The following is a 12,641-nucleotide window of genomic DNA, read 5'->3' on the forward strand; positions in this document are numbered from 1 at the left end:
GGTTGCCGTCACATGCTGGACGAGCCTGCTTTCGCGCCTGTACAGGAGTTGGGCGCGCCTGTGGACCGGCCGGGTGGCCGGCCTCTCCGGCCGCATCCGGGCAGGCTCGGGCGCGCTCCGGGGGAGCTCCCTGCCAGGGGTTTGCTGCAAACGAATGCGGCCGTTGCAGTGCTGTTCTTCGTGGTCGGGGCGGCTCAGCCCGCGTCGCGCACCCACTCCACCCGCAGGTCGACCCCGGCGTCGACGATCAGGTTCATCACCGGGCAGCGGGCCTCGGTCTCCTCGACGACGGCCGCGAAGGCCTCGGGGGTCTCGCTGGTGGCCACGACGGCACGCACGCGCACGGTCTGGAAGTGCGGACGCACGGTGCGGTCGCCGAGGCGGCCGCGGATGTCGATGGTGAAGGCGGCCTCGAAGTCGAGCGAGTCGTAGCTGAAGCCCAGGTCGGTGGCGGTGCGGTTGAAGGTGACCGCCTCGCAGCCGCACAGGGCGCCGAGCACGGCCTGCAGCGGGGAGGGGCCCTCGCCGCTGCCGCCGTGGGGGACCGGCTCGTCGGTGGTGAACGTGCCGAACTCGCCGGTGTCGACCACGGTGCGCATCGTCGCCTCGTTGTGGGCGGTCAGCGTCTTGCGGCGCAGGAAGTCGGGGGCGGCGTCGGCGCGCTCGACCACGCGGGTGCTGCTCGTCGGCTCAGCCATGCGACGCCGCCACGCCCGGTGCCAGCCCGGTCGTCGACGAGATGCCCTCGACGGCGTACTCCTGGTGGCCGATGCCGAGCAGGCGGATCCACGACTGCTGGCCGAAGGTCAGCGCCACGAAGCAGCCCAGCTCGACCAGCTCGGTCTCGGTGAAGTGCTCGTGCAGGCGCGACCACAACCCGTCCAGGTCCTGCTCGCCCCAGGCGATCGCCTGGGCGTAGGCCAGCGCGGCCTTCTGGCGCTCGTCGTAGGACTCGGCGTCCTCGAAGTTGAGCAGGTCGTCGTCGGCGTACTCCGGCAGCGCCGCGCTCGAGGAGCGCTGGTTGCCGCAGAACTGGCAGTTGGTCGTGCGGGTGATGTAGAGCCGGCACAGCTCCTTGATGGCGTGGTCGAGCTCGCCGGAGCGGAAGGTGGCGTGCCAGTAGTCGGTGAAGGTCTTGAAGACCTCGGGGGAGTGCGCGCGCACCGCCGAGCTCTCCGGGCGGGGCGTGCCGTCGCGGGCGCAGCGCTCCATCTCGGCGCGCATCTGGTCGTCCATCTGGTCCATCGGCACGTAGCTGATGCGGGGCATGCGGTCTCCTCTGTCGGTCTTCGGGTCTTCGGGTCGTCTGGTCGTGTGGTCAGTCGTGGGCCTCGATGGCCCGCACCACGGCGGCGGCGTCGAGGGGCAGGTCTCGGACCCGCACCCCCAGCGCCCGGTGGACGGCGTTCGCGATCGCGGCCGCCGTGGGGCCCTGGGCGGCCTCGCCCGCGCCCAGCGACGGGGCGTCGCTCTCGACCAGGTGGACCTCGACCAGCGGGGTCTCGGCGAAGCGCAGCACGGGGTAGGTCTCCCAGTCGGTGCTGGTGACCCGGCGGCGGTCGAAGCGGACCCGCTCCTTGGTGGTCCAGCTGGTGGCCTGCGTCGCGCCACCCTCGAGCTGGTTGCGCGCGCCGTCGGGGTTGACCACGCTGCCGATGTCGGCGACCACGGTGAGGCGGCGTACGCGCACGTCGGCCTCGACGGCGACCTCGGCCACCACCGCGCACCACGCGCCCTTGTCCTTGTAGCGCGCCAGGCCCAGGCCCCGGCCGACGTCGTCGGGCAGGGGGTCGTGCCAGTCGCCGAGGCGGGCGGCGGTCTCGAGCACGTGCGCGGCCCGCGGGTCGTCGAGGTGGGCGAGCCGGAAGGCCACCGGGTCGGCGCCCGCGGCCTCGGCCAGCTCGTCCATGAAGCTCTCGATCGCGAAGACGTTGAGGTAGGCGCCCAGCGCGCGCATCGCCGAGGTGCGCAGCGGCGCCTGCAGCCGCCGGTGGCCGGTGACCCGGCGCGGGCCGACGGTGTAGAGGGGGACGGCGTTGCGGGTGGTGCCGCCGCCGGCGACCAGCGGCGGGTCGGTCGGGTCGGGCAGCGGGACGGGCTCGGCCAGGTGGGCGCCGGCGAGCAGCCCGGGGGTGCCGCGGAAGCCGGGGCGCGAGCTGTGGCCCAGGCTCCACACGTCGTGGCTCCAGCCGGCGATCCGGCCGTCGACCAGCTCGGCCGACAGGGTCGCGGTCGCCGGCGGCGACAGCGGCCCGGCGGCGAGCTCGTCGGGCCGGCTCCAGCGGCTCAGCACTGGTCGCCCGGGCACGGCGCGGGCCAGCAGGGCGGCGTCGAGGGCGGCGTCGTCGGCGGGGTTGTGGCCGTAGCAGCCGGCCTGCTCGACGTGCTCGACCACCACCTGGTCGGTGGCGAGGCCGAGCACCGCGGCCAGCGCGTCGCGCAGGGCGTGGATGCCCTGGCTGTGGCTGTGCACGTGCAGCGAGCCGTCGTCGCCCCACCGCGCCAGGGCCGTGCTGGGCGCGATCGAGGCGTGGGCCAGGAACGGCTTGGAGTACGACGCCGTCAGCGTGGCGGTCCCGGCCCCGTTCGTGGCTCCGGGTGCGCCGTCCTCGTCGACGACCTCGATCTCCTCGTGCGGGCCCTGGCGCAGCCAGGCCGGCAGGTCGTCCTCGTCGGGCAGGGTGTCCTGCTCGGTCCAGGTGGCGGCCGCGGCGAGCCGCTCGAGCGCCCGGTCGACATCGACCTCCCGCTCGCCGACCACGCCGAGGAACGAGCCGTCGCGCACCAGCCGCACCCCGGGCGCCGACCAGTCGTCGGCCAGCGTGGCCAGCCGGGCGGTGGGCGAGGGCGGGCGCAGCACCCGACCGTGCAGCAGCCCCTCGGGGCGCAGGTCGCCCAGGTAGCGCGGGCGGCCCAGCACCTTGTCGGGCAGGTCGAGGCGCGGCTCGTCGCGGCCCACCGCGACCTGCGGCGCGGGGCCGGCGGGCACCTGGGTGGTGAGGTCGGTGGCCGGGTCGAGCGCGCCGATGCGGTCGACGTACGCCGTCGGCGGCTCGGCGCCGCTGGGGGCCGGGCCGGCCAGGGCGCGCACCACCCCGCCCACGTGGCGCAGCGCGGGGGCGGTCTGCAGCACCGAGAGGCTGCCGGCGGTCAGGCCCTGGTCGGGGCCGGTGGCGGTGTTGGCGGCGACCATCCGGATCGCCGAGGTGGGCAGGCCGAGGGCGTCGGCGGCGACCTGGGCCATCGCGGTCACGATGCCCTGGCCGAGCTCGACCTTGCCGAGGTGCACCTCGACCAGGCCGTCGCGCACGGTGACCCACGAGCCCAGGCGCGGGTTCTCGGCGACGTGGGCGGGCAGGGTGGCGGCGGGGGCGCCCGCGGTCGTGGTGGTCACCGGGCACCCCCGGCGGCCAGGACCGCGTCGATGATCCGCCGCTGCGCGCCGCAGCGGCACAGGTTGCGGTCCAGTGCCTCGGCGACCCGGTCGGCGTCGGCGTCGGGCTCCTCGGCGAGCAGCGCGGCGGCCGCGACCACGATCCCGGAGAGGCAGAAGCCGCACTGGGCGGCCTGGCGCTCGAGGATGGCCTGCTGCACCGGGTGGGGGCGCCCGTCGGTGCCGAGCCCCTCGACCGTGGTGACCTGCTGGCCCGCGACCTGCCACAGCGGCGTCTGGCAGGACGGCATCGCGGTGCCGTCGACGTCGACCATGCAGGCCCCGCACAGGCCCTGGCCGCAGCCGAAGCGGCTGCCGAGCAGGCCCAGCTCGTCGCGCAGCACGGTGAGCAGGGGGGTGTCGCCGTCGCTGGTCGGGGTCACGCTGACGCCGTTGACGTCCACGGTCGTCGGGTCGCTCACGTGAAGACCTCCGGGTGGTTGCCCAGCTCGATGCGGGTGCGGCGGATGTGGCCCTCGAGGTAGCGCTCGGCGTCGACGGGGTCGCGGCGCTCGATCGCGTCGAGGATCAGGCGGTGCTCGGAGTTGACGACCCACATCCGGCTGCCGCCGCCCAGGGCGACGTACGCGCGCCGGTAGTGCTGGGTGGAGTTCCACAGCCGCACCACCATCGAGACCAGCGGGTCGAGGGTGCAGCCGCTGTAGGTGAGCAGGTGGAACTCGCGGTCGAGGTCGAGGAAGCGCTCGAGGTCGTCGTTGGCCTCGATCTGGTCCTGGATGTCGCGCAGCCGGGCCAGGTCGGCGTCGGTGAGGCTGGGCAGGCTCTCGACCAGCGCGAGCGGCTCGAGCCGCTCGCGCATCCGGTAGACCACCTCGACCTCGTGCTGGCTCAGCCGGGTCACCCGGGCGCCCTTGCGCGGCTCGAGCTGGGTCAGGCCCTCCGACTCCAGCATCCGCAGCGCCTCGCGCACCGGCAGCCGGCTGGCGCCGAAGCGGGCGGCGACCTCCTCCTGGCGGATCCGCTCGCCGGGCTTGAGCTCGTCGCGCAGGATCGCCTCGCGCAGCTGGGCGGCCACCCGGGTCGAGGCGGCGCTGCCGTTGCCCTCGGTGGTCTCGGGGCTCTCGGTGCTCTGGGTGCTCATGTCGTCCACGAGGCACCATCCTGCCGGTCGAAGGCCTTGCCGCCCGGCGCGCTGACCAGCTCCATCTGCATCCCCCACGGGGCGAGGAAGTAGATCCAGCGGTTGCCCTCGGCGGGGCCGCGGCTGGCGGTCGGGCCGGCGAGCACCCGCACCCCGGCCTCGCGCAGGTGCTCGACCGCGGCGTCGAGGTCGTCGACGTAGAAGGCCAGGTGGTGCCCGCCGACGTCGCTGTTGCGCGGGCGCACGACCTGCTGGTCGGGGGAGGAGTAGTGGAAGACCTCGAGGACGGCCTGCTCGCCGCAGCGGAACCAGCGGTTCTCGACCATCACCGCGCGCGGGTGCACGTCGAGGTGCTCGCTCATCCACTCGCTGTCGTCGTGGGCGAAGGGGCCCAGGGAGTAGAGGTACTCGCAGCCCAGCACGTCGACCAGGAAGCGGTGGGCCTCCTCGAGGTCGGGCACCGTGAAGCCGACGTGGTCGAGGCGGCGCAGACCGGGCAGCGGCACGTGGGCCTCCCCTTCGTCGGACGATGCGACGCTGATTGGCGCCAAAAGCGAGCAAACCACTCAGATCGAGGCATGTCCAGGGTCGTATCTCTAGATTTTGGATCCAATCCTGTGTCACGCTGCGTCTCGAGCCGAAGGAGGCGACATGCCCGAGCACCACCCCCTGCTGCCCGCCGCACCGTGGACCGAGCTGGTGGCCACGACCGACGACTGGGACGCCGCCAGCCCCGAGCTGCTGCGCACGATGTATGCCCAGCTGGTCTGGATCCGCACGTTCGAGCAGTACGTGCTCGACCTGGCCGCCGCCGGCCTGGTGCACGGCCCGGCGCACTCCTCCATCGGCCAGGAGGGCGGTGCGGTCGGCTCGGTGCTCGCGCTGACCAGCGCCGACACCGTCAACGGCTCGCACCGCGGCCACCACCAGTTCCTGGCCAAGGCGCTGCACCACATCGAGCCCAAGGGCCTCGACCCGCTCGCCCCGGCCACCGAGGAGCTGCGCGACGTGCTGCTGCGCACGCTCGCCGAGATCTGCGGCCTCGACCGGGGCTGGACCCACGGGCGCGGCGGGTCGATGCACCTGCAGTGGAAGGACGCCGGCGCGATGGGCACCAACGCCATCGTCGGCGGCGGGGTGCCGCAGGCGGCCGGCTTCGCGTGGTCGCACCGCCAGTCCGAGACCGACGCGGTCTCGGTGACCTACTTCGGCGACGGCGCGATCAACATCGGCTCGACCCTGGAGACCATGAACCTGGCCGGCGCCTGGGCGCTGCCGGTGTGCTTCTTCATCGAGAACAACCAGTACGCCGTGTCGACCTCGGTGCACGAGGCCACCGCCGAGCCGCGGCTCTCCGGGCGCGGGCCCGGCTTCGCGATCGCGAGCTGGAAGGTCGACGGCATGGACCCGCTCGCGGTCTACCTGGCGATGAGCGAGGCCGTCGAGCACATGCGCCGCGGCGAGGGGCCCACCGTCGTCGAGGTCGACACCTACCGCTTTTTCCACCAGAACGGCGGCTTCGCCGGCTCCGCATTCGGCTACCGCGACAAGGCCGAGGAGAAGGCCTGGCGCGAGCGCGACCCGCTGGCCCAGGTGGCCGGCCACCTCGAGCGGCGCGGCCTGATGGACGCCGACGAGCTGGCCCGCGCCCGCTCGCAGGCCAAGGCGGTCATGGAGGAGCTCGGCGAGGTGATCCTCGAGCCCGACCCCGACGGCAAGCCCGGCCAGCGCCGCATCCGCCCCGCGGAGTGGCCCGACCCCACCTTCGTCGACGTCGGCGTGCGCGGCGACCTCTCCGAGATGGAGGGTGCGCCCTCCGCGGAGGGCGTGGCCACCGAGGAGACCACCTTCATCGAGGCGGTCGCCGCCGTGATGGGGCGCCGGATGGAGACCGACCCGGGCATCGTGGTGATGGGCGAGGACGTGCACCGTCTCAACGGCGGCACCAACGGCGCCACCCGCGGCCTGACCGACCGGTTCCCCGGCCGGGTGCTGGGCACCCCGATCTCCGAGAACGCCTTCGCCGGCCTGGCCGGCGGCATCGCCATCGACGGGCGCTGCACGCCGGTCGTGGAGTTCATGTACGCCGACTTCATGTGGGTCGCGGCCGACCAGCTGTTCAACCAGATCGCCAAGGCGCGCCACATGTACGGCGGCACCGGCGCGGTGCCGCTGGTGCTGCGCTCCAAGGTCGCGATGGGCACCGGCTACGGCTCCCAGCACTCGATGGACCCGGCCGGCATCTTCGCGACCTCGCCGGGCTGGCGGATCGTGGCGCCCTCGACGCCCTACGACTACGTGGGCCTGATGAACACCGCGCTGCGCTGCCAGGACCCGGTGGTGGTGCTCGAGCACGTCGACCTCTACACCTCCAAGGGCCCCGGCCCGGTCGACGACCTCGACTACTGCCTGCCGGTCGGCAAGGCCGCGGTGCGCCGCGAGGGCAGCGACGTGACGGTGCTGACCTACCTGGGGATGACCCAGTACGTGCTGCAGGCCGTCGAGGAGTTCGGCCAGGTCGACGCCGAGGTGATCGACCTGCGCTGGCTCGACCGGGCCAGCATCGACTGGGAGACCATCGAGGCGAGCCTGACCAAGACCAACCAGGTGCTGATCGCCGAGCAGGGCGCGGTCGGCACGTCGTACGGCGGGTGGCTGGCCGACGAGATCACCCGCCGGTTCTTCGACCTGCTCGACGCCCCGGTGCGCCGGGTGACCGGCGCGGAGGCCTCGCCGAGCATCAGCAAGGTGCTCGAGCGCGCCGCCATCGCCCAGGTCGACGAGGTCGTCGCCGAGCTGCACGAGATCGCGAGGTACTGACATGGCCCACGTGCTGCGGATGCCCGGCGTGGCCGCCAACGACACCGAGGCGGTGCTGGCGGAGTGGATAGTGCAGGTCGGCGCCGACTTCGCCGGCTCCGACGTGCTCGCCACGGTCGAGACCGACAAGGCGGCCGTCGATATCGAGGCCGACGACGCGGGCGTGGTGCTGCACACCCTGGTGCCGCCCGGTGCCCAGGTCGAGATCGGCTCCCCGATCGCGGTCCTCGGCGCCCCCGGCGAGCAGGTCGACGACCTCGACGCGCTGCTGGCCGAGCTCGGCGTCGCCGAGGCCACCGACCCGGTCGTGCCCGAGCGCCGCGACGTGCCCACCGACCCCGAGTCCGGTGCCCCCCTCGCCGAGCCCTCCGCCCCGGCGGTAGAGGAACGCGCCCCCACGGTGGTTGAGGAAGGCGCGCCAGCGCCTGTCTCGAAACCAAACAACGGCCGCATCTTCGCCAGCCCCCTGGCCCGCAAGATCGCCAAGGACGCCGGCATCCCCGTGGAGGAGATCCACGGCAGCGGCCCCCGCGGCCGCATCCTGCGCCGCGACGTCGACGCCGCCGTCGCGGCCCGCGCCGACCAGCCCACCACGCCCTTGGTCGAGCAGCGAGCGCCAGCGAGCGTCGCCGAGACCCCCACCACGCCGTTGGTCGAGCAGCGAGCGCCAGCGAGCGTCGCCGAGACCCCCGCACCCACGAAGCAACCGCCCCCCACCACCGAGGCGGCGTACACGGACACCCCGCACTCCCGCATGCGCCGCGCCGTGGCCAACCGCCTGCAGGAGAGCAAGCGCGAGGCCCCGCACTTCTACCTGCGCGCGAGCCTGCGCGTCGACAAGCTCATCGCCCTGCGCGCCGAGCTCAACGACGGCGCCACCACCCGGGTCTCGCTCAACGACCTGGTGGTCAAGGCGGTCGCGGCGGCGCACGAGCGGGTGCCGGAGATGAACGTCGTCTGGACCGCCGAGGCCACTCGCGCCTTCAGCACCTCCGACATCGCGGTGGCGGTCGCCACCGACCGCGGCCTGCTCACCCCGGTCGTGCGCGACGTGGGGTCGCTGAGCGTGACGGCCCTGGCCGCGCGCGTCGCCGACCTGGCGGCCCGCGCCCGGGAGGGCAAGCTCAAGCAGGACGAGCTGGAGGGCGGCTCGATGAGCGTCACCAACCTCGGCATGTACGGCGTCGAGGAGTTCGCCGCCATCATCAACCCGCCCCACGCCGCGATCCTCGCGGTCGGCGCGGCCCGTGAGGAGGCGGTCGTCGAGGACGGCCAGCTCGTCGTGGGCCAGGTGATGCGGGTGACGCTGTCGGTCGACCACCGGCCGGTCGACGGGGTGGTGGCCGCCAAGTGGCTGGCCGCCTTCAGCGACCTGGTGGAGCACCCGCTGCGCATCCTCGCCTGACACCGGGGCGGGGCCGCGCAGCCTGGGGCTCTGCTCAGTCCTTCTGCAGAGCCTCGGCGAGCATCACGAGGATGCCGCTGGGGCCGCGCAGGTAGGTCAGCTTGTAGACGTCGCCGTACGTCGCGACGCCCCGCAGCGGGTGGCAGCCGTGCCTGGCGGCGATCTCGAGCGCCTCGTCGATGTCGTCGACCGAGAAGGCCACGCGGTGCATGCCGATCTCGTGGGGCCGGGTGGGCTCGGTCTCGATGGCGTCGGGGTGGATGTATTCGAAGAGCTCGAGGCGACCGCCGCCGTCGGGGGTCTGCAGCATGGCGATGTGGGCGTGGTTGCCGTCGAGACCGACCGCGGTGTCGGCCCACTCGCCGCTCACCGTGTCGCGGCCGACGAGGGTGAGGCCGAGGTCGGTGAAGAAGGCGATCGTCGCGTCGAGGTCGCGCACGGCGATCCCGACGTTCTCGAGCTTGATGGGCATGACTGGCACGGTAGCGCCGGGTCAGTTCTTGTTGTGGCCGAGCGATCGGGCGTGCAGGACGTCCTTCCAGTACGACTCCCGCTCCTGCACGTGGTCGTCGTCCGTCCGCATCGACCAGTACTCCAGGAGTGCGAACCGCATGTTGGTGCGGTAGTACTCCTCGCCCTTCTCGTCGACGAGCTCCTTGAGCCCGACGTTGCCGCCGTGCAGCGTGGCCGCGTACGTCGACCAGCGCTGCCACACGCCGGTGTCGCCGTAGGCGGACCCGACGTATCGCTGCCCGGTCTCCTTGTCGTGGATGACGTAGACGCCCTTCATGCTCTCGAGCGCGATCCGCCAGTCGGCTCTGGACTGGGCGACGACGGCCTGCAGGTCGGCGAGGCTGTGGTTGATGCGGTCGTGCCCCGGGAAGGGGTCGCCGGCGAACGGCTCTTCGAGGATGGACGAGACCGTCATCGTGGGCAGCACCGACTCCATGGTGCGTCGGATGTTCCTCCCGGTCCGCCTGTGGCGGATGTACAGGCGGCGGATGAACGGGCCCATCAGGTCCTCACGCAGCGCCACGGTGTACGAGCGCGCGTGCGGCTCCGGCCGGCGTTCCAGCACCTGCCAGATCCCGCCGAAGAGCCACAGCGTCGGGTCGTGCTTGTCCTGGGCGACCGAGAAGATGAGCTCCCGGTTGAAGTCGTCCTTCACGCTGCGCCACGAGTTCCAGCCCTGCCACTCTTCCTGATCGGTCGCCAGGACGTCGATCGGGTGCCTCACTCCGTTCCACACCGCGAAGTGCACCTTGAAGTCTGTGGGGCTCGGCCCGGCGGGAAGGAGTGCTGTCAGCTGGATGGCATCCATGGATGGACTGTAGGTTGGCTCCGCCGGTGACGAGTTGGTGCGCCTGCTGACCACGATTGTCAAGGGCCAGTGAGAACTGCCCGGGGGCGGTCATGAAACCTGCCCGGTGACGGTCACGAGATCTGCCCGGTGGTGGCCATGGGATCTGCCCACGGGGGCTGCGGCCACCACCCGGTCCAGGGTGGTCAGCTCAAGGGGTTCACCCCCTGGCCGGCGAGTGCCTGGGTGAGTCGGACTGACTCACCTGAGGTCTGGCAGACGTGGGCGTGGTGCAGCAGCCTGTCGACGGTGGCGGTGGCCAGCGTCTTGGGCATCAGCTCGTCGAACCCGGCTGGGTGCAGGTTCGAGGAGATCGCCACCGAGCGTTTCTCGTAGGCGGCATCGACGAGGCGGTAGAGCCCCTCGGCGGCGTCGGTGGCCACCGGGAGTAGCCCGATGTCGTCGACGATGACGAGGTCGGCTCGCAGAATGCGGGCGATGGCCTTGGACACGGTGTCGTCGGCACGATGGCGACGCAGCAGCACCCCGAGGTCTTCCAGGGTGAACCAGGCGACCTTCAGCCCGGCCTCGACGGCCTGCTGGCCCAGCGCCTCGAGCAGGAACGTCTTCCCGGTCCCCGATGGCCCGCACAGCACGAGGTTCTCGCGGCGGTGCACCCATTCCAGGGTCCGCAGCGCCTGCTGGGTCGGTGCGGGGATCGAGGAGATCTCGGGCTGCCAGGCATCGAACGTCTTCCCGGTCGGGAACCCCGCCGCGGCGCGGCGGGTGGCCAGGGCGGAGCGTTCCCGGCCGGCGACCTCCTCACCGAACAGCGCCTTCAACACCTCCACCGGCTCCCAGCGTTGCGCCTTCGCGGTTGCCACCACCTCGGGTGCGTGGCGGCGGACGTGGGGCAGCCGCAGCTTGCGCAGCAGGTCCTCGAGTTCGGTGGGCAGCGGCGGCGCGGCCGCTGTCGTGGTCGTCATCGAGTCACCCCATCCACGCCGTGGCCGTCGTGGGCGTCGTGGTCATCGTGGTCGTCGGGCTGGCCGAGTCGGGCCCACGCGCTGGTGCCCTGGGTCAGCGAGGAGTCTTCGCTGGCCCGGTGCTCACCGGTCTTCGGGGCTCGGGCGTGGTGGTCGAGGATCGAGGACAGGTCGGCCTCGGCGAACCGGCCGTGCACGGCGGCATGTCCCAGCGCCCAGTCGACCTCGACGGGGTCGAACAGCTTGGCCAGGCTGAGTGCTTCGGCCATCTTGACCCGCATCTTGGTGGTACCTGCGGCGGCGGCCTCGACCAGCCACAACCTCGCGCCCTCGCCCAGGTCGAGGAAGTCTGCTTCCGCGGTGTTCCTCGCGCGGGGTCGTCGATCCAGCGGCCCGGACGGCTGAGCCGGGAAGTGCTCATCGATCAGCTGCGGGCTGCCGGGAGTGGCCCGTCGGTGGCGCGCGACCTCGAGGGGGCCAGCCTCGCCGACGTGGACGATCACGACCTGCTCACCATCACCGACGCCCTGGGCGCGCACCCACACCGTCGCCCCGAGCAGGGTGTGCGGGACCGAGTACTGCCCGGACTCGAACGTCACCATCGGCGTGTTGCCCGGCACCATGCGGGTGGTCCCGAACGCGACCGTGTGCGGTGCCGCCGCCACCGGGTGCAGCCGGGCCCGCTCCTCGGCGAGCATCTGGTCCGGCGGTCGCTTCGTCACCCGATGCGCCCGGGTGTTGACCTTGGCGCAGAACGCCTCGCACGCCGCCTCGAGCTCCGCGAAGCTGGTGTAGGCCTCACGCAGGTTGGTGTCCTTCGGCACGATGTCGGCCTTGCTGATCTTCACCGACGACTCCGTGCCGCCCTTGGACGCCGGATCAGCCGGCACGCAGGTGTGGACCACCACCGAGTAGTGCTCGGCGAACGCGACCAGCTGCGGGTTGCGGACCGCGATCCCAGCGATGTGCTCGACGGTGACGGTCTTCTCGTTGTCGGTCAGCACGTAGGTCGGCACCCCGCCCAGGCGCCGGAACGTCTGATCCAGGGCAGCGAACACGCTGGGCATCGTCTTGTCCCGCAGCGCGAGCACGACCCGGAACCTCGACCAGGCCAGCCAGGCCACGAACAGCACCGTCTTCACACCATCGACGACCGGGCCGTCGCCGTAGTCGTACTGCAGCCACATCCCCGGCTCGGTGACCCACGGCCGGTGCACCCGCACCCGACCGGCGCGGTAGTCGGTCTTGACCTTCGCGACCGCCCGGCGGGTGGTGCGCTCCGAGCCGGTGTAGCCCAACGCCACGAGCTTCTCGTGGGCCACGTCGGCGCGGACCTTGCCCTGGGACCGCTCGACCCACTCCTCGACCTTGTCCAGGTAGGCATCGATCAACTGCGGGCGCGCCGCGGCCTTGTCCAGCACGCCGGCCGCAGCGCGGCGCTCGACGTAGTGCTTCACGGTGTGGTGCGAGCAGCCGGCCAGCTCGCCGGCATCGCGCAACGACCCGGTCAGGTCGTAGGCATCCAAGATTTTCATGATCTCCTCGGCAGACTTCACGGTGTCCCTTCCTCGGGGGCAATGGGGCGCTTCAGCACC

Annotated in this window: 12 protein-coding genes; 2 read left to right on the top strand and 10 right to left on the bottom strand. The window is 72.4% G+C overall.

The window, feature by feature from the left end; translation table 11 throughout:
- Positions 1–194 precede the first annotated feature (194 nt).
- Genes JOE61_RS11600 through JOE61_RS11625 form a run of 6 tightly spaced genes read right to left on the bottom strand, consistent with a single transcriptional unit; the run spans position 195 to position 5,041 of the window.
- Positions 195–698: an OsmC family protein gene (locus tag JOE61_RS11600; protein WP_193669595.1), complete on the bottom strand. Its 504-nt coding sequence runs from the start codon at positions 696–698 to the stop codon at positions 195–197.
- Positions 691–1,269 (bottom strand): carboxymuconolactone decarboxylase family protein, encoded by a 579-nt coding sequence (locus JOE61_RS11605; RefSeq protein WP_193669596.1) that lies wholly within the window; start codon positions 1,267–1,269, stop codon positions 691–693. Before JOE61_RS11605 ends, JOE61_RS11600 begins: the two co-directional genes overlap by 8 nt.
- Positions 1,270–1,318: 49 nt before the next feature.
- Positions 1,319–3,394 (bottom strand): xanthine dehydrogenase family protein molybdopterin-binding subunit, encoded by a 2,076-nt coding sequence (locus JOE61_RS11610; protein WP_307822957.1) that lies wholly within the window; start codon positions 3,392–3,394, stop codon positions 1,319–1,321.
- Entirely contained in the window at positions 3,391–3,855 is a 465-nt protein-coding gene (locus JOE61_RS22525; protein ID WP_193669597.1) for a (2Fe-2S)-binding protein, read from the bottom strand. Before JOE61_RS22525 ends, JOE61_RS11610 begins: the two co-directional genes overlap by 4 nt.
- Complete coding sequence (locus JOE61_RS11620) at positions 3,852–4,535, bottom strand: GntR family transcriptional regulator (protein ID WP_193669640.1); 684 nt, start codon at positions 4,533–4,535, stop codon at positions 3,852–3,854. Before JOE61_RS11620 ends, JOE61_RS22525 begins: the two co-directional genes overlap by 4 nt.
- Entirely contained in the window at positions 4,532–5,041 is a 510-nt protein-coding gene (locus JOE61_RS11625) for a VOC family protein (RefSeq protein WP_193669598.1), read from the bottom strand. The genes JOE61_RS11620 and JOE61_RS11625 overlap by 4 nt, the downstream gene beginning before the upstream one ends.
- 145 nt (positions 5,042–5,186) lie before the next feature.
- On the opposite strand from JOE61_RS11625, the gene JOE61_RS11630 reads away from it, so the two are divergent.
- A complete protein-coding gene (locus tag JOE61_RS11630) occupies positions 5,187–7,355 on the top strand; it encodes an alpha-ketoacid dehydrogenase subunit alpha/beta (protein ID WP_193669599.1) in 2,169 nt (722 codons plus the stop codon).
- Position 7,356: 1 nt separating this feature from the next.
- Positions 7,357–8,760 (top strand): 2-oxo acid dehydrogenase subunit E2, encoded by a 1,404-nt coding sequence (locus JOE61_RS11635; protein WP_193669600.1) that lies wholly within the window; start codon positions 7,357–7,359, stop codon positions 8,758–8,760.
- 34 nt (positions 8,761–8,794) lie between these two features.
- On the opposite strand, the gene JOE61_RS11640 is transcribed toward JOE61_RS11635, so the two are convergent.
- From JOE61_RS11640 to istA, 4 genes are all read right to left on the bottom strand, one after another.
- Positions 8,795–9,232 carry a VOC family protein gene (locus JOE61_RS11640; protein ID WP_193669601.1) on the bottom strand — a complete coding sequence of 146 codons (438 nt, stop codon included), beginning with the start codon at positions 9,230–9,232 and terminating at the stop codon, positions 8,795–8,797.
- 21 nt (positions 9,233–9,253) lie between these two features.
- Positions 9,254–10,081 (bottom strand): GIY-YIG nuclease family protein, encoded by an 828-nt coding sequence (locus tag JOE61_RS11645; protein WP_193669602.1) that lies wholly within the window; start codon positions 10,079–10,081, stop codon positions 9,254–9,256.
- A 185-nt stretch (positions 10,082–10,266) separates the two neighbouring features.
- The gene (gene istB / locus JOE61_RS11650; RefSeq protein WP_193669603.1) at positions 10,267–11,046 is read right to left on the bottom strand and encodes an IS21-like element helper ATPase IstB; all 780 of its coding nucleotides are present in this window, start codon (positions 11,044–11,046) and stop codon (positions 10,267–10,269) included.
- On the bottom strand, positions 11,043–12,602 hold the full coding sequence (gene istA / locus JOE61_RS11655) for an IS21 family transposase (protein ID WP_193669604.1): 1,560 nt from the start codon (positions 12,600–12,602) through the stop codon (positions 11,043–11,045). Before istA ends, istB begins: the two co-directional genes overlap by 4 nt.
- Positions 12,603–12,641: the final 39 nt, after the last annotated feature.

The sequence above is a fragment of the Nocardioides salarius genome, assembly GCF_016907435.1.
GTDB classification, from domain to species: Bacteria; Actinomycetota; Actinomycetes; order Propionibacteriales; family Nocardioidaceae; genus Nocardioides; species Nocardioides salarius.